16 protein-coding genes are annotated in these 16,504 nt (G+C 69.4%); 11 read left to right on the top strand and 5 right to left on the bottom strand.

What is annotated here, in order from left to right; genetic code table 11:
• Complete coding sequence (gene sthA, locus DFR72_RS19815; protein ID WP_090067935.1) at positions 1 to 1,416, top strand: Si-specific NAD(P)(+) transhydrogenase; 1,416 nt, start codon at positions 1 to 3, stop codon at positions 1,414 to 1,416.
• On the opposite strand, the gene DFR72_RS19810 is transcribed toward sthA, so the two are convergent.
• Genes DFR72_RS19810 through DFR72_RS19800 form a run of 3 tightly spaced genes read right to left on the bottom strand, consistent with a single transcriptional unit; the run spans position 1,417 to position 5,034 of the window.
• On the bottom strand, positions 1,417 to 2,058 hold the full coding sequence (locus DFR72_RS19810; RefSeq protein ID WP_090067938.1) for a response regulator: 642 nt from the start codon (positions 2,056 to 2,058) through the stop codon (positions 1,417 to 1,419). It lies immediately after the preceding gene.
• Between the two features lie 10 nt (positions 2,059 to 2,068).
• Positions 2,069 to 3,541: a sensor histidine kinase gene (locus DFR72_RS19805; RefSeq protein WP_090067940.1), complete on the bottom strand. Its 1,473-nt coding sequence runs from the start codon at positions 3,539 to 3,541 to the stop codon at positions 2,069 to 2,071.
• Entirely contained in the window at positions 3,538 to 5,034 is a 1,497-nt protein-coding gene (locus DFR72_RS19800; protein WP_170176329.1) for a sensor histidine kinase, read from the bottom strand. Before DFR72_RS19800 ends, DFR72_RS19805 begins: the two co-directional genes overlap by 4 nt.
• A 117-nt stretch (positions 5,035 to 5,151) precedes the next feature.
• On the opposite strand from DFR72_RS19800, the gene argC reads away from it, so the two are divergent.
• The 9 genes from argC to DFR72_RS19755 are packed head-to-tail and all read left to right on the top strand — an operon-like array spanning position 5,152 to position 13,036.
• A complete protein-coding gene (argC, locus tag DFR72_RS19795) occupies positions 5,152 to 6,165 on the top strand; it encodes an N-acetyl-gamma-glutamyl-phosphate reductase (RefSeq protein WP_090067944.1) in 1,014 nt (337 codons plus the stop codon).
• On the top strand, positions 6,162 to 7,334 hold the full coding sequence (argJ, locus tag DFR72_RS19790; protein ID WP_090067946.1) for a bifunctional glutamate N-acetyltransferase/amino-acid acetyltransferase ArgJ: 1,173 nt from the start codon (positions 6,162 to 6,164) through the stop codon (positions 7,332 to 7,334). The genes argC and argJ overlap by 4 nt, the downstream gene beginning before the upstream one ends.
• Complete coding sequence (gene argB / locus DFR72_RS19785) at positions 7,331 to 8,200, top strand: acetylglutamate kinase (RefSeq protein ID WP_090067948.1); 870 nt, start codon at positions 7,331 to 7,333, stop codon at positions 8,198 to 8,200. The genes argJ and argB overlap by 4 nt, the downstream gene beginning before the upstream one ends.
• 20 nt (positions 8,201 to 8,220) lie before the next feature.
• On the top strand, positions 8,221 to 9,354 hold the full coding sequence (locus DFR72_RS19780; protein ID WP_090068045.1) for an acetylornithine transaminase: 1,134 nt from the start codon (positions 8,221 to 8,223) through the stop codon (positions 9,352 to 9,354).
• Complete coding sequence (gene argF, locus DFR72_RS19775) at positions 9,351 to 10,283, top strand: ornithine carbamoyltransferase (RefSeq protein WP_090067950.1); 933 nt, start codon at positions 9,351 to 9,353, stop codon at positions 10,281 to 10,283. The genes DFR72_RS19780 and argF overlap by 4 nt, the downstream gene beginning before the upstream one ends.
• Positions 10,280 to 10,765, top strand: coding sequence for an arginine repressor (locus DFR72_RS19770; RefSeq protein ID WP_090067952.1), 486 nt, complete (start codon positions 10,280 to 10,282; stop codon positions 10,763 to 10,765). Before argF ends, DFR72_RS19770 begins: the two co-directional genes overlap by 4 nt.
• A 4-nt stretch (positions 10,766 to 10,769) precedes the next feature.
• Positions 10,770 to 11,024 (top strand): argininosuccinate synthase, encoded by a 255-nt coding sequence (locus DFR72_RS47920; protein ID WP_425459901.1) that lies wholly within the window; start codon positions 10,770 to 10,772, stop codon positions 11,022 to 11,024.
• A 28-nt stretch (positions 11,025 to 11,052) separates the two neighbouring features.
• Positions 11,053 to 12,444, top strand: coding sequence for an argininosuccinate lyase (gene argH, locus DFR72_RS19760; protein WP_090067956.1), 1,392 nt, complete (start codon positions 11,053 to 11,055; stop codon positions 12,442 to 12,444).
• The gene (locus DFR72_RS19755) at positions 12,434 to 13,036 is read left to right on the top strand and encodes a DNA-3-methyladenine glycosylase (protein ID WP_090067958.1); all 603 of its coding nucleotides are present in this window, start codon (positions 12,434 to 12,436) and stop codon (positions 13,034 to 13,036) included. Before argH ends, DFR72_RS19755 begins: the two co-directional genes overlap by 11 nt.
• Here the strand turns inward: DFR72_RS19755 and DFR72_RS19750 are convergent.
• Positions 13,028 to 14,068, bottom strand: a complete 1,041-nt coding sequence (locus DFR72_RS19750; RefSeq protein WP_090067960.1) for a toll/interleukin-1 receptor domain-containing protein — start codon at positions 14,066 to 14,068, stop codon at positions 13,028 to 13,030. The genes DFR72_RS19755 and DFR72_RS19750 overlap by 9 nt on opposite strands.
• A 12-nt stretch (positions 14,069 to 14,080) precedes the next feature.
• Positions 14,081 to 14,518: a hypothetical protein gene (locus DFR72_RS19745; protein WP_245983202.1), complete on the bottom strand. Its 438-nt coding sequence runs from the start codon at positions 14,516 to 14,518 to the stop codon at positions 14,081 to 14,083.
• Positions 14,519 to 14,647: 129 nt separating this feature from the next.
• Between DFR72_RS19745 and tyrS the strand changes: the two genes are divergently transcribed.
• On the top strand, positions 14,648 to 15,922 hold the full coding sequence (gene tyrS, locus DFR72_RS19740; RefSeq protein ID WP_090068046.1) for a tyrosine--tRNA ligase: 1,275 nt from the start codon (positions 14,648 to 14,650) through the stop codon (positions 15,920 to 15,922).
• Positions 15,923 to 16,504 lie beyond the last annotated feature (582 nt).

The following is a 16,504-nucleotide window of genomic DNA, read 5'->3' as shown; positions in this document are numbered from 1 at the left end:
ATGACGCCGTACGACTACGACCTGATCGTCATCGGCTCTGGGCCTGGCGGCCAGAAGGCGGCGATCGCGGGTGCGAAACTGGGCAAGCGCGTGGCGATCATCGACCGGCAGGAGATGGTCGGCGGTGTCTGCGCGAACACGGGCACCATCCCGTCGAAGACGCTGCGCGAAGCCGTCATGTTCCTGACGGGCATGAGCCAGCGCGAGCTGTACGGCGCCAGCTACCGCGTCAAGCAGGACATCACGATCACCGACCTGATGGCCCGCACGCAGCACGTGATCGGCCGCGAGGTCCAGGTCGTGCGCGCGCAGCTGCACCGCAACGGCATCGAACTCCTCAACGGCTGGGGCCGCTTCCTCGACGAGCACACCGTCGCCGTCGACGGCAGCCACCGCGGTGACCACACCACGATCACCGGCGAGTACATCGTCATCGCGACCGGCACGACACCGGCCCGTCCCTCCGTCGTGGACTTCGACGAGGAGCGGATCCTCGACTCCGACGAGGTCTTCGCGCTGAAGGAGATCCCGGCGTCGCTCGTGGTCGTCGGCGCGGGCGTGATCGGCATCGAGTACGCCTCGATGTTCGCCGCGCTGGGCACGCGCGTGACGGTCGTGGAGCAGCGCGAGAAGATGCTGGACTTCTGCGACCCCGAGATCGTCGAGTCGCTGAAGTTCCACCTGCGCGACCAGGCGGTCACGTTCCGCTTCGGCGAGAAGGTCGTGAACGTCGAGGTGTCCAAGGGCGGCACCATCACGACGCTGGCGTCCGGCAAGCGCATCCCGGCCGCCGCCGTCATGTACTCGGCGGGCCGGCAGGGCACAACCGAGAAGCTGGACCTCGCCGCCGCGGGTCTGGAAGCCGACAACCGCGGCCGCCTGTCGGTCGACGAGCACTACCGCACGCCGGTCGAGCACATCTACGCCGTCGGCGACGTCATCGGCTTCCCGGCACTGGCCGCGACGTCGATGGACCAGGGCAGGCTGGCCGCGTACCACGCGTTCGGCGAGGCGGTGCACGAACTGACCGCGCTGCAGCCGATCGGCATCTACACGATCCCCGAGATCTCCTACTGCGGCGCCACCGAGGCCGAGCTGACGTCGTCCGCGGTGCCCTACGAGATCGGCATCTCCCGCTACCGCGAGCTGGCACGCGGCCAGATCGTCGGCGACGCGTACGGCATGCTGAAGCTGCTGGTGTCCACTGTGGACCGCAAGATCCTCGGCGTGCACGTCTTCGGCACCGGCGCCACGGACCTCGTGCACATCGGCCAGGCCGTGATGGGCTGCGGCGGCACGGTCGACTACCTGGTCAACACGGTCTTCAACTACCCGACGCTGTCCGAGGCCTACAAGGTCGCGGCCCTGGACGCCACCAACAAGATCCGCGCACTGGACCGCTTCACGACGCAGTGATCACGACCGGGTGAGGCCGGCGTCGTGAGCGACGATGGCGGCCTGCACGCGGTTGGAACACCCCAGCTTGGGCAGGATCCGGCTGATGTGCGCCTTCACCGTGCCGGTCGCCATGAAGAGCTGCTCGCCGATCTCGGTGTTGGACAGCCCTTCGCCCACGAGCTTGAGCACGCCCCGCTCGGTCTCGGTGAGCGCGTCGATCTTGCGGCGCGCCTCCGGGCCGTCGTCCGGTGCGATCAGGTGCTTCTCGATCAGGCGCTTGGTGATCTGCGGGGCCAGGATCGGCTCGCCCCGCGCGGCCTTGCGGACGGCGTTGATCAGCTCCTGCGGCGGGGTGTCCTTGAGCAGGAACCCGGTCGCGCCGACCTTCAGCGCCTGCGCGACGTAGGAGTCCTCGCCGAACGTCGTGAGCATGACGACGTTGGTCCTCGACGCGATCTGCTCGGCGGCCTTGAGCCCGTCCCCACCCGGCATGCGGATGTCGAGCAGCGCGACGTCGATCGTGTGCTTCAGGGTCAGCTCGACGGCCTGCCTGCCGTCGCCCGCCTCGGCGACCACGGTGATCTCGGGGTCGTTCTCCAGGATCAGCCGGATGCCGGCCCGCATGAGCGTTTCGTCGTCGGCGATGAGAACTCGGATCACGCGGGCAAGCCTACGGGCGCTCCTGCTCCTTGGAGGACAACTTGCCGTCGCGGAAGCACAGCTTGTAGGAGAGCTCGGGGTTGTGCGACGTCCGGAACCGCGAGCACCCGTCCACGCCGAGCTGCCCGACGCCGAACTCCTCGTAGATGTCCCCTTCGGTCGTGACGCCCACCCGCAACGAGTCGAAGTACGGCGCGTTCATCTGCGTCGGGTTGAGCAACGCGAAGAGCAGCAGCACGGTCAGCGCGCCCGCGATCGGCAGCAGCGCCAGCAACCCGAGACAGCCACCGCCCAGCACGCGCGGCACGGTCAGCACCTCTGCGGCGAGCGGCGGAGGTACCTCCGCGACCTCGGCGGCGGTCTGGTCCGCCTGGGCAGGCGGCTTCAGCGGCACGTCCGCCGCCACCCGGAAACCGCCCTCGACCGGCGGGCCCGCGCTGAACGACCCGCCGAGCAGCCCGACCCGTTCCTCCAGGCCGATCAGGCCGCGCCGGGTGCCCTTGCCGGGGGTCGCCGGCGACGGGCCGTTCACCACCTGGATGCGGGCCCGGCCGCCCTGGACCGCGACCTGCACCCGCGTGCGGGCGGACGGCGCGTGCTTGGCGACGTTGGTCAGGGCCTCGCGGACCACCCGGTGCACCGCGCGGCGGGTGCGCTGGTCGGCGCCGTGCAGGTCGTCGCCGGACCAGTCGAGCGTCGCGGCGAGCCCGGAACCCTCGACCAGCGCGGTGATGTCGGAACGGGTGCCGGTGTCCTCGTCGAGCGACTCGGGCTCGGGGTTCGTCCGCAGCACACCGAGGATCTCCCGCAGTTCGGCCATCGCGAGCGACGACGTGGTGCGGATCAGCTCGGCCTGCTCGTGCAGCTGGGGAGCCTTGCGGGCGGTCGTGAGCTCGAGCGCCCCGGCGTGGATGGAGATCAGGCTGAGCCGGTGGCCGAGCATGTCGTGCATCTCGCCGGCGATGTGCGCGCGTTCGTCGGCACGGGCGGACGCGGCGGTCAGGGCGCGGGCGCGTTCGAGGTACTCGTTGCGTTCCTGCAGCAGCCGGACCATCGGCCTGCGGCGGCCGAGCAGCATGCCCGAGACCGCGGGGAACAGCACGAAGAACACCGAACCGACGATCGCGCCGGCCACGGCCTCCCAGAGCGGCATGCTCCGGTAGCTCTCCTGGAACTGGCTGAACACCGACTGCAGCAGCGTCATGATCCCGAGCAGCGCCCACAACCGGCCCCGGGGCGGCAGGCGTCGGCACGCGGTGAAGACCACGAACGTCGTGATGGCCTGCGCCCACAGGTTGTTCACCGCGAACAGCGGCGCGGTGAGCAGCAGCGCCCACTCGGGCCTGTCCGGCGCGATCCACACCAGCGCGGCGATCCACACCGCGGTCGCGACCGTCAGCGCGGGATGGGGGTCCGGCGCCAGCGGGGCGATCAGCGGCACCAGACCGACCAGGAACGAGAGCAGCGTCCAGACGTACCTCATCGGGCGAGCTCCCTCTTCGTGGTCATGAGCCCGCTGTTCCGGTCGAAGCAGAGCTCGAAGTCGCGGTCGTCCGAGCCCTCGACGTGGTAGCGGTAGCAGCCCGTGTTGTCCGAGGGGACGCCGAACCCGAACGTCTCGGTGAGCTCCTCCTCGTGCGTGACCGACGCCTGGAACTTCCCGAACTCCTCCGGGCTGATCTCGCTGCGGCTGAAGACCGCGACCAGGAGCAGCACGAACACCGTGCCGAGCGCCGGCACCAGCGACAGCGTGGCCAGACAACCGCTGCCGACCACGCGCGGCATCGTCAGCACCTCGGCGGTGATCGGCGGCGGCGCCTCGGTCACCGCGCCCGCCGCACCGGTCTCCTCCTGCACGACCGGGTGCGACGGCAGGTCGGCCGACACCCGGAACCCGCCGCCCGCCTGCACCCCGGCGAGGAACGACCCGCCGATGAGCTCGACGCGTTCCTCCAGGCCGATGAGCCCGCGCCGGGTGCCGGCGCCCCTGGGTGCCGCGCTGGGACCGTTCACGACCTCGACCCGCACCCGGTCGCCGACCGTCACGGCCACCCGCGTCCGCGCTGAAGGGGCGTGCTTGTGCACGTTGGTGAGTGCTTCACGCACGACCCGATGCACCGCCCTGCGCAGGCGTGCGTCGGCATCGGCCAGATCAGCGCCGGACCATTCGAGGTAGACGGAGAGGCCTGCCGCAGAAGACGCCGCCACGAGCCGTTCGACGTCCACGCGCGTGCCGGCGTCCTCGTCGTGTTTGGACGAGGTGCCCAGCACGCCGAGAATCTCGCGCAGCTCCTCCATCGCGACCGCGGACGTCTTGCGGATCAGCTCGACCTGCTCGCGCAGTTCCGGCGCGTGTTCGGCGGCGGACTGCTCCAGTGCGCCCGCGTGCGCGGTCAGCTGCCGGAGCCGATGGCTGAGCATGTCGTGCATCTCGCTGGCGATGTGTGCGCGCGTGGCCGAACGAGCGGTGCTCGCCGTCAACGCACGCGCGTGTTCCAAGTAGTCGTTGCGCTCCATCAGCACCTGCGTCAACGGCTTGCGCCGCCCGATCAGCGCACCGGCCACGGCGGGGAAGATCAGCAGGCACACGATCGAGAACAGCGTGCCGAGCACGTACTCGGGGACGCTGTCGCCGGCCCGCCACGAGTGCAGACCGCCGAACGCCGCCTGCAGCACCGCCGTGACGCCCATCAGTGCCCACAGCTGCCCCTGCGAACGGACCGACCGGGCCGCGCGGAAGACCACCAGCGACGTCGGGGCGATGGCGAGCAGGTTGTTGATGCCGTTGAGGGGAGCGGTGAGCACGAAAGCCCACCGCGGCCAGCGTGCGCCGATCGGTACCAGTGCTGCCGCCCACAGCGCGGACGCCACGACCAGCCACCAGTGGACGGGCCTGCCGAGCGGGGCGAACAGCGCCACCATGGCCAGCAAGAAGGCGGCAGCCGTCCACAGCGCGTCGCGGACCTTCACGTTCACGCGGATCATCATCGTCGACCGCGTTCAGCGCCCCCAGCACCAGGTGGCCCCGATCGGGTGGCCAGGTGGCCACGTTCCCTGTTGAGTGAGTTTGCATGTCAGTGCATAATCATGCGTATGACAGTGAGGATCGCGGTCGCGGGCGCCAGCGGGTATGCGGGTGGCGAGCTGCTACGCCTGCTACTGGGCCATCCGGACATCGAGATCGGCGCTTTGACGGCCAACAGCAGCGCCGGTGACAAGTTGCTGAAGCACCAGCCGCACCTCCTGCCGCTCGCCGACCGAGACCTACAAGACACCACAGTCGAGACGCTCAAGGGCCACGACGTGGTGTTCCTCGCACTTCCCCACGGTCACTCAGCCGCGCTGGCCGAGCAACTCGGCGACGACACCGTCGTGATCGACTGCGGCGCCGACCACCGGCTGACCAGCGCCGACGACTGGAAGCGGTGGTACGGCGGTGAGCACGCCGGCACCTGGCCGTACGGGCTCCCGGAGCTTCCCAACGGGCGGGACGCGCTCGTCGGCGCCCGCCGCGTCGCCGTCCCCGGCTGCTACCCGACGGTGTCCTCACTGGCCCTAGCCCCGGCCGTCGACCTCATCGAGGACGAGGTCGTCATCGTCGCCGTGTCCGGCACGTCCGGTGCCGGCAAGTCGCTGAAGACGAACCTGCTCGGTTCCGAGGTCATGGGGTCGGCCAGCGCGTACGGCGTCGGTGGCGCTCATCGGCACACGCCCGAGATCACCCAGAACCTGAGCGCGGCGGCGGGCCGGCCGATCAAGGTCAGCTTCACGCCCGTGCTCGCGCCGATGTCGCGAGGCATCCTCGCCACCTGCACGGCGACTTTGAAGGACGCCGCAAACGTTCGCGAGGCCTACGAAAAGGCGTACGCGGACGAGCCGTTCGTGCACCTCCTGCCCGAAGGTCTCTGGCCGACGACGAACGCCGTTCTCGGTTCGAACGCCGTCCAGCTGCAAGTCACCGTCGACTCCGACCTCGGCCGGCTCGTGGTCGTGGCCGCCGTCGACAACCTGGCCAAGGGCACCGCCGGTGCCGCTGTCCAGTGCATGAACCTCGCTCTCGGACTGCCGGAAACGACCGGCCTCTCGACCGTTGGAGTCGCTCCGTGAACCGCAACAAGGGCGTCACCGGACCCCAGGGCTTCCGGGCCGCCGGGATCGCCGCCGGGATCAAGGAATCCGGCGCTCTCGACCTGGCGCTCGTCGTGAACGACGGGCCGTCCGACTCCGCCGCGGGCGTCTTCACCACGAACAAGGTGAAGGCCGCGCCCGTGCTGTGGTCGCAGCAGGTGATCCAGTCCCGGCGTCTCACCGCGGTCGTGCTCAACTCCGGCGGCGCCAACGCGTGCACCGGCCCCGAGGGCTTCCAGGACACCCACGCCACCGCGGAGAAGGTCGCCGAGGTGCTCGGCACCGGCGCCGTCGACGTCGCGGTCTGCTCCACCGGCCTGATCGGGGAGCGCCTCCCGATGGACAAGGTCCTGGCCGGCGTCGAGAACGCCGCGAAGGAACTGGGCTCTTCGGTGGAGGCCGGGCTCAACGCCGCCACCGGCGTCATGACCACGGACAGCCGCCCGAAGCAGTCGTGGAAGGCCTCCGAGCAGGGCTGGTCGGTCGGCGGGTTCGTGAAGGGCGCGGGCATGCTCGCCCCGAACATGGCCACGATGCTGTCGGTCATCACCACCGACGCCAAGATCTCCGGCGAGTCGCTGGACAGGGCGCTGCGCCTGGCCACCTCGAGGACGTTCGACCGGCTCGACGTCGACGGCGGCACGTCCACCAACGACACCGTGCTGGTGCTGGCCTCGGGCGCCTCGGGTGTCGAGCCGGCGTTCGAGGACTTCGCCGCGTTGCTGACCGAGGTCTCCGCCGACCTGGTCAAGCAGCTGCAGGGTGACGCCGAGGGCGTGACGAAGGAAATCAGCATCACCGTCAAGCAGGCCGCCACGGAGGCGGACGCCGTCCACATCGGACGGACCGTCGCCGAGGACAACCTGGTGAAGACGGCGCTCTTCGGCAGCGACCCGAATTGGGGCCGCATCGCGATGGCGCTGGGCCGCGCGGACGCCGTGATCGACCCGGACGTCCTGCAGATCCTGATCAACGGCGTGTCGCTCTACCGCAACGGAACCCGCGACCGCGACCGCAGCGAGGCCGACCTCTCGGGCCGTGACATCGAGATCGTCATCGACCTCAACGTCGGCGAGGCCGAAGCCACGGTGCTCACCACTGACCTGTCCCACGACTACGTCGAAGAGAACAGCGCTTACTCCTCATGAACGCACAAGAGAAGGCGGCAGTCCTCGTCGAAGCGCTGCCGTGGCTGGAGCGTTTCCGCGGCGCGCTCGTCGTCGTCAAGTACGGCGGCAACGCCATGGTCGACGACGAGCTGAAGAAGGCGTTCGCCGAGGACATGGTGTTCCTGCGGCTGTGCGGCCTGCGCCCGGTCGTCGTGCACGGCGGCGGTCCGCAGATCAAGGCGATGCTCGACAAGCTCGGCATCCACAGCGAGTTCCGCGGCGGCCTGCGCGTCACCACGCCGGAGGCCATGGACGTCGTGCGGATGGTCCTGGTCGGGCAGGTCGGGCGTGAGCTCGTCGGCCTGATCAACCAGCACGGTCCTTACGCCGTGGGCATCTCCGGCGAGGACGCGCACCTGTTCACGGCCACGCGCCGCGGTGCGGTCGTGGACGGCGAAGAGGTCGACATCGGCCTCGTCGGCGACATCACCGAGGTCAACCCGGACGCGGTGCTCGACATCGTGCGTGCGGGCCGCATCCCGGTCGTGTCGTCGGTCGCGCCGGACATCCACGGCGTACCGCACAACGTGAACGCGGACACGGCGGCCGGCGCTCTCGCGGTCGCTCTCGGCGCCGAGAAGCTGGTCGTGCTGACCGATGTCGAGGGCCTGTACGCGAACTGGCCCGACAGGTCGTCGTTGCTGAACCAGATCCGCGCCTCCGAACTGGAGAAGATCCTGCCGGACCTGGAGAGCGGCATGGTGCCGAAGATGGAGGCCTGCCTGCGCGCGGTGCGCGGCGGGGTCCCGCAGGCGCACGTGATCGACGGCAGGCTGGCCCACAGCGTTCTGCTCGAAGTCTTCACCACTGAAGGTGTCGGAACCATGGTCTTGGGGGACAAGTGACCACGCGGTGGCAACAGTCCATGATGGACAACTACGGCACACCTTCGCTGCAGCTGGAACGCGGTGAGGGCGCGCACGTCTGGGACGCGGACGGGAACCGTTACGTCGACCTGCTGACCGGCCTCGCCGTCAACGCCCTGGGCCACGCGCACCCGGCGATCGTCGAGGCGGTGTCCACGCAGATCGCGAAGCTCGGCCACACCGGCAACCTGTACGTCAACGAGCCCGCGCTGAAGCTCGCCGAACGGCTGCTCGACCTCGCGGGCGAGCCCGGCAAGGTCTTCTTCTGCAACTCCGGCGCCGAGGCCAACGAGGCGGCGCTGAAGATGGCGCGCCTCACCGGCCGCACCAAGATCATCTCCACGATCGGCGGGTTCCACGGCCGCACGATGGGCGCGCTGACGCTCACCGGCCAGGAGCCGAAGCGCGCGCCGTTCGAACCGCTCGTGCCCGGCGTCTCGCACGTCCCGTTCGGTGACGTGGCGGCGCTGGAGGCCGCGATCGACGACGACACGGCGGCGTTCATCGTCGAGCCGATCCAGGGCGAGCAGGGCGTCATGGTGCCGCCCGCCGGCTACCTGCAGGAGGTCCGCCGGATCACCTCCGAGCACGGCGCGCTGTTCGTCCTCGACGAGGTGCAGACCGGCATCGGCCGGCTCGGCACGTGGTTCGCGTTCCAGCAGGCCGGGATCGTGCCGGACGTCATGACGCTGGCCAAGGGCATCGGCGGCGGCCTGCCGCTGGGCGCCACGATCGGCTTCGGCGCGGCGGCGGAGCTGTTCAAGCCGGGCCACCACGGCACGACGTACGGCGGCAACCCGGTGTGCTGCGCCGCCGGGCTCGCGGTGCTCGACACGATCGCCTCGGAAGGCCTGCTGGAGCACGTCTCGTCCGTGGGCAAGGAGATCGCCGCGGGGGTGGAGGCGTTGCACCACCCCGCGATCTCCGGAGTCCGCGGAGCCGGTCTGCTGCTCGGCATCACGCTGCGCGAGGCGGTCTCGGCGAAGGCCGCGGCGGCCGCGCAGAAGGCCGGTTACCTGATCAACCCGATCCAGCCCGACGTGCTGCGGCTGGCTCCGCCCCTGGTGCTGGAAGAGTCCGACGCGCAGGCCTTCGTCGCCGCGCTCCCCACCTTCTTCGAGGAGACGCAGTGACTTTGCGGCACTTCCTTCGCGACGACGACCTCTCCACCGAGGAGCAGGCAACCGTTCTCGACCTCGCCGACACCTACAAGGCGGACCGGTTCACCGCGAAGCCGCTGGCGGGCCCCAAGTCCGTCGCCGTGATCTTCGAGAAGAACTCCACGCGCACCCGGCTGTCGTTCGAGGTCGGCATCGCGCAGCTCGGCGGCAACCCGGTGATCATCGACGGCCGGTCGATGCAGCTGGGCCGCGAGGAGACGATCGAGGACACCTCGCGGATCCTCTCCGGCTACGTGGACGCCGTGGTGTGGCGGACGTTCGCCCAGGCACGCATGGAGGCGATGGCCTCCGTGTCGCGCATCCCCGTGGTGAACGCGCTGACCGACGAGTTCCACCCGTGCCAGGTGCTCGCGGACCTTCAGACGATCCGCCGCCGTTACGGCAAGCTGGCCGGTCTGACGCTGACCTACCTGGGCGACGGCGCCAACAACATGGCGCATTCGCTGCTGCTCGGCGGTGCCACGGCGGGTATGCACGTTCGCATCGGTGCACCGGCTTCCTTCGTGCCGAACCCGCAGTTCCTGGAGGACGCCAAGAAGCGGGCCGCCGAGACCGGCGGTTCGGTGGCGTTGATCAGCGACCCGCGCGAGTCGGTCGACGGGTCGGACGTGCTGGTCACCGACACCTGGACGTCGATGGGGCAGGAGAACGACGGCAAGGACCGCGTCGGCCCGTTCCGCCCGTACCAGGTGAACGCCGACCTGCTGGCCGCCACCGGGAAGCCGGACTCGACGGTGCTGCACTGCCTGCCCGCGCACCGCGGCTGGGAGATCACCGACGAGGTGCTCGACGGCCCGCAGTCGCTGGTGTGGCAGGAGGCGGAGAACCGGCTGCACGCGCAGAAGGCGTTGCTCGTGTGGTTGCTGGAGCAGTCGTCATGACTCGCACCGCTCGCCAGGGCCGCATCGTCGAGGTGGTGTCGCAGCGTGCCGTGCGCAGCCAGTCCGAGCTCGCGAAACTGCTTGCGGCGGAAGGCATCGACGTCACGCAGGCCACGTTGTCGCGCGACCTCGACGAGCTCGGCGCGGTCAAGCTGCGCGGCCCTGACGGCGGTGCGCCGGTCTACGTGATCCCGGAGGACGGCAGTCCCGTGCGCGGCGTGCAGGGCGGCACCACGCGCCTGGTCCGCGTGCTCGGCGAACTGCTGGTGTCGACGGACTTCTCCGGCAACCTCGCGGTGCTGCGGACTCCGCCCGGTGCCGCGCAGTTCCTGGCCTCGGCGCTGGACCGCGCGGCGTTGCACGAGGTCGTCGGCACGATCGCGGGTGACGACACGATCCTGGTCGTGGCCCGCGAGCCGATGACCGGCTCCGAGCTCGCCGACCGGATCACCGCGCTGGCCTCGGGCGACGTTGATGAATGAGCCCGTGCACGCCGTTCTGACGTTCGACGCGGGTGTCGCGGTGGCGGTGGACGGCGAGACCGTCTCCGTCGCCGAGGCCGTCCGCGAGCTCAACTTCCGCGCCGGCGTCGTCAGGTCCAGTCTGGGCTCGGTCGCGGTGCGGGTCGCGCGGATGGCTTTGCCGTCGGGTTCCGGCGAGGTCGACGTCGCGCTGTACGAGGGGCGCGTGGTCGGTCTCGTCGCCCGTTCGGAAGAATCGCTCTACGACTTCGCTAGCTGAGAGTTAGCCAAATGAAAGTTGCACAGCAATGAGTTCTTTGTGGGGTGGCCGGTTCGAGTCGGGACCGGCCGAGGCGATGGCACGGCTGTCGCTGTCGACGCATTTCGACTGGCGGCTCGCGCCGTACGACATCGCGGGTTCGCGCGCGCACGCCCGTGTGCTGCACGCCGCGGGCCTGCTGACCGACGACGAGCTCGCCGGCATGCAGAAGGCGCTGGACGAGCTGCTCACCGACGTCGAGTCCGGCGCGTTCACCCCGGTGCTGGAGGACGAGGACGTCCACACGGCGCTGGAGCGGGGCCTGATCGACCGCGCCGGCACCGAGCTCGGCGGCAAGCTGCGCGCCGGCCGTTCCCGCAACGACCAGGTCGCCACGCTGTTCCGCATGTGGCTGCGCGACGCCGCCCGCCGCGTCGCCGCCGGTGTGCTGGACGTCGTGGACGCGCTGGCCCAGCAGTCCGAGACGCACTTCGGTGCCGTCATGCCGGGCCGCACGCACCTGCAGTCCGCGCAGCCCGTGCTGCTCTCGCACCACCTGCTGGCGCACGCCCACGCGTTGCTGCGCGACGTCGACCGCCTGCACGACTGGGACAGGCGCGCAGGGTTCTCGCCGTACGGCTCGGGTGCCCTGGCCGGTTCCTCGCTGGGGCTGGACCCGGCGAAGGTGGCCGCGGACCTGGGCTTCTACGCCCCGGTCGAGAACTCGATCGACGGCACGGCCTCGCGCGACTTCGCCGCCGAGATCGCCTTCGTGCTGGCCATGATCAGCGTGAACCTCTCCCGCGTCGCCGAGGAGATCATCATCTGGACCACCGCCGAGTTCCGCTTCGCGGTGCTCGACGACGCCTGGTCCACCGGCAGCTCGATCATGCCGCAGAAGAAGAACCCGGACGTGGCCGAGCTCGCGCGCGGCAAGTCGGGCCGCCTGATCGGCAACCTGGCCGGCCTCCTCGCGACGCTGAAGGCCCAGCCGCTCGCGTACAACCGCGACCTGCAGGAGGACAAGGAGCCGCTGTTCGACGGGGTCGAGCAGCTCGAACTGCTGCTCCCGGCCTTCGCGGGCATGGTGGCGACGTTGAAGTTCGACGTCGAGCGGATGGCGTCCCTGGCCCCGGCCGGCTTCACGCTGGCCACGGACATCGCCGAATGGCTTGTGCGCCAAGGCGTCCCGTTCCGCGTGGCCCACGAGGCAGCCGGTGCGTGCGTCCGCGCGGCCGAGTCCCGCGGCGTCGGCCTGGAGGACCTGACCGACGACGAGTTCCTCGCCATCTCGCCCGCCCTGACCTCCGAGGTCCGTTCGGTGCTCACCGTCGAGGGCTCCATCGCGTCACGCGACGCCCACGGCGGCACGGCACCGGTGCGCGTCCGCGAACAGCTCGACGCACTCGTGGCGAAGGCTGCTTCCGCACGTGACTTCTAGGCTCCTGACCAGGGAGGAGCTGGCCATCGACCCGGTCGATGCCGCCCAGCTCCTCCTCGGTTCCTACCTGGAGGCAGACGGCGTGCGCGTGCGCGTCGTCGAGGTGGAGGCGTACCGGGGCGGCGACGACCCGGCGTCCCACTGCTACCGCGGCAGGACCCCGCGCAACGAGGTCATGTTCGGCCCGGCCGGCTTCCTGTACGTCTACTTCGTCTACGGCATGCACTTCTGCGCGAACGTCGTGTCGTTGACCGACGGCGTGCCGGGCGCGGTGCTGTTGCGCGCGGGCGAGGTCGTTTCGGGGGAGGACATCGCCTTCTCCCGCCGCCCCGCCGCGCGTTCCGCCGCCGAACTGGGCAAAGGCCCCGCACGGTTGTGCAAGGTCCTCGGGCTGGACCGCACTCAGAACGGCCTCGACCTGACGTCCGCCGACTCGCCCGTGCGTCTCTATGCGGGCGAACCGGCCACAAAGGTGTTCGCAGGCCCACGCGTCGGTGTCGCCGTGGCGATGGACGTGCCGTGGCGGTTCTGGATCGACTCTCCGGCCGTGTCGACCTACAAGAGAGGCGGCAAGCGCCGCCCGTCAGCGTGACAGCCGGTCCAGCGCCGCCTTGAACTCCAGCTCCAACGCCGGCTCCACCTCGAACACCAGCGGCACCGTCATGTCGATCCGCTCTCCGGCGGTCAGCCGCTCGACCAGCGTGTCGGCCACCTCGCGCAGGTCCCGCGCCACCGCGTGCATCGCCTCGAGCTGCCGGTCCGCGAACCGCGCCTGCACCCGAGCGGCGGCACGGGCGAGCTCGTGCGCGTAGCTGGTGCCGTGGATTCCCCGAGCCCACTCGAGGATCTCGTCGAACGTCCGGACGAACAGTTCGCCGAGGTGCACGATCCGGTCCGCGTCACCCGGCTCGCCCGACCTGCCGAACGCGGCTTCCTGGGTGTCCGCGGTGAAGACGGACTCCACGGCGACCTTGATGATCTCGCCCAGCAGCACGTTGCGGTCGCGGATCAGGTCGATGCCGTTGCCGTGCTCGACGATGCCGTTGCGCGGCGAGTAGCGCAGGAAGTGCTCGCGGTACTTCTGCTGGAGATCAGCGAGTCCTTGTGCCACAACGGTTGCGTAGAGCAGGTATTCCCAGCCGTGTGGCTTCTCCCTGACCAGCGCGGCCACCGACTTGGCCGTGACAGGGGTGGTGGGGGTGAACTCCGCGCGGTGCTGCGCGAGCTTCTGCACGACGGCTTCCGCGATCGTCTTCGCGCTGTGCACGCGCAGGTCCAGATAGCCGACGTGCGGTGAGAGGCCGGGGATCGCGGTGTCGTCGACCCGGATCGGCAGCACGTACTCGGTGTGCTGTTCCAACGCACGTCCCAGGGCCGTCCGGCGTTGCAGCCTCGACCACTTGTCCACGTAGTTCCGCGACCCGAAGAGCAACACGTACCGCGCGCGCCGGCTGAACGCCTCCGAGAAGTACTCGACCAGGTCGAGGCCCCACATCTCGGTCTCGCGTTCCTTGCCGTGGAAGACCTCGACCCCGGAGTCCTTCAGCAGCTCGACAACGGGGAGGACCAGACGCTGGTCCTCCCCGGCGTACGACAGGGCGACGTCGAACTCGTACTCGGCCACCCCGGCATTCTTCTAGGGGCGCACCGTCCTGCGGTACCAGGCGCGCCGGTACTCGGAGGGCAACGCGACGCGGCTGATCAGGTTGGTCAGCAACGCACCGATGACCAACCACAGGAGCGCGGCCAGGCCCTCGTTGAGCAGCGTCGCCGCGGAGGCGTTCTCCGGCGTGAAGAGACCGTCCAGGCCGAGGGTGATGCCGTCCGCCCACCCCGCGACGAACTGGAAGAACCCGTTGCCGGCGTTCGCGCCTGTGATCACCAGGAAGATGTGCACCAACAGCACGATGGCGAACGTCCAGCACACGATGTCGATGACCGCGCAGACGGATCGCACCGTCCGCACCCTGCGGTAGTCGGCGTCGCGCTCGACGACCTCTTCGACCACCGGTTCGTTCACGCGCGGCATGTGCTCGGTCTGCCGGCGTAACTCCGCATCACGTGGGTCCGTCATGTCGTGGGCCTACCCACCCGGGTGGCAGGTCGAAACCCGTTCTGCCAGCGGACCCGGAAGTCTTCCCCTCCACCCTGCTCAGGTGGGCACCTGGAATTCGGTTCGGGCAGGTAGGGGAGAATGAGCGGCGTGAGCGAGCACATCCTTGACGAACTGTCCTGGCGCGGCCTGATCGCGACGTCCACCGACCTCGACGCACTCCGGAAGGACCTGGACGCCGGCCCGCTCACCCTCTATTGCGGCTTCGACCCGACGGCGCCGTCGCTGCACGCGGGCAACATGGTCCCGCTGCTCATGCTCAGGCGCTTCCAGCGTGCGGGGCACCGGCCGATCGTGATGGCGGGTGGCGCCACGGGCATGATCGGCGACCCGCGCGACACCGGTGAGCGCACGCTGAACTCGCTGGACACCGTCGCCGAGTGGGCCGATCGCATCCGCGGTCAGCTGGAGCGGTTCGTGGACTTCGACGACTCGTCCACGGGGGCGGTCGTCGAGAACAACCTCAACTGGACCGGCCGGCTCAGCGCACTGGAGTTCCTGCGCGACGTCGGCAAGCACTTCTCGGTCAACGTCATGCTGTCCCGGGAGACGGTGAAGCGCCGCCTCGAGGGCGACGGCATGTCGTACACCGAGTTCAGCTACCTGCTGCTGCAGTCGAACGACTACCTGGAGCTGTACCGCAAGTACGGCACCTCGCTGCAGGTCGGCGGCTCGGACCAGTGGGGCAACATCGTCGGCGGTGTCGACCTCATCCGCCGGGTCGAGGGCAAGCACGTGCACGCCCTGACCGCGCCGCTGGTCACCGACGCCGAGGGCCGCAAGTTCGGCAAGTCCACCGGTGGCGGCAGCGTGTGGCTCGACCCGGAGCTGACGTCGCCGTTCGCCTGGTACCAGTACTTCGTGAACGTCGACGACGTCACGGTGCTGAAGTACCTGCGCCTGTTCACGTTCCTCACGCGTGAGGAACTGGACGAGCTGGAGAAGCAGACCGCGGAGGCGCCGCACCAGCGAGCCGCGCAGAAGCGTCTCGCGCAGGAGTTCACCGACCTGGTGCACGGGGAGCGCGCGACGCAGCAGGTCATCCTCGCGTCGTCGGCGCTGTTCGGCCGGGGCGAGCTGCGCGATCTCGACGCACCGGTGCTGGAGGCGGCGCTGGCCGAGGCCCCCAAGGGGCAGGTCCGGCTGGCGGACGAGCCGACGATCGTCGACCTGCTGATCGCGTCGGGCCTGGCCGAGAGCCGGGGTGCCGCGCGGCGGACGGTCAACGAGGGCGGTGCCTACGTGAACAACGCGAAGGTGACCGACGAGGAGTGGAAGCCGGCGGCGTCGGACCTGCTCCACGGCAAGTGGCTGGTGCTCCGCCGCGGCAAGCGCAACAACGCGAGCGTGCAGGTAGAGCTCTGACCTGCACGTTCTGGTCCCCGAAGGCCGCCGATCCCGTCCGGGAACGGCGGCCTTCGATGTTTCTGGATGTGATCGCGGTCACACTGTGCAGGGGATCAGGCCTGGGATAGCGTGTTCATGGGTCCTGTACGGGGCCGCTGACCTGCGGTTTCTTAACCGCGGGTGAGTGCGGTGCCCCCGATTTGACCCTGCGTTGGCGTGCGTGTAACTTTCTCCATGTCAGCGAGGAACGGGCCGGGAACACCGGAACGGAGCGCGACACAGATCACGAACCAAGCTTCCACCGAGTGTGGTAGAGTGGGTGATCTAGAAACGACGAAGACCCAGCCGGTAGCTCGTCTGAGCTCAGAGGCCAAGGGCGTCGGAAGTTTCAACCACAAAGCTTAAGTACGACACAGCCCCGGAAGCGACATCTCTCCGTGAGACTAGCTGCGGTGTGCGCGTGTTCTTTGAGAACTCAACAGCGTGCCGAAACACAGCCAGTAATATATGAATTACCTCCTCGTCGAGGTAGTTCCTTTGAGGCAAGACTAGATTGATGCCAGACATATTCCGTCTGGAGCGATCAAACACAATCCTTAT

It is taken from the genome of Lentzea flaviverrucosa (genome assembly GCF_003350445.1).
In the GTDB taxonomy this organism is placed as follows: Bacteria; Actinomycetota; Actinomycetes; order Mycobacteriales; family Pseudonocardiaceae; genus Lentzea; species Lentzea californiensis.
This window is presented reverse-complemented; position numbering and strand designations above follow the sequence as displayed.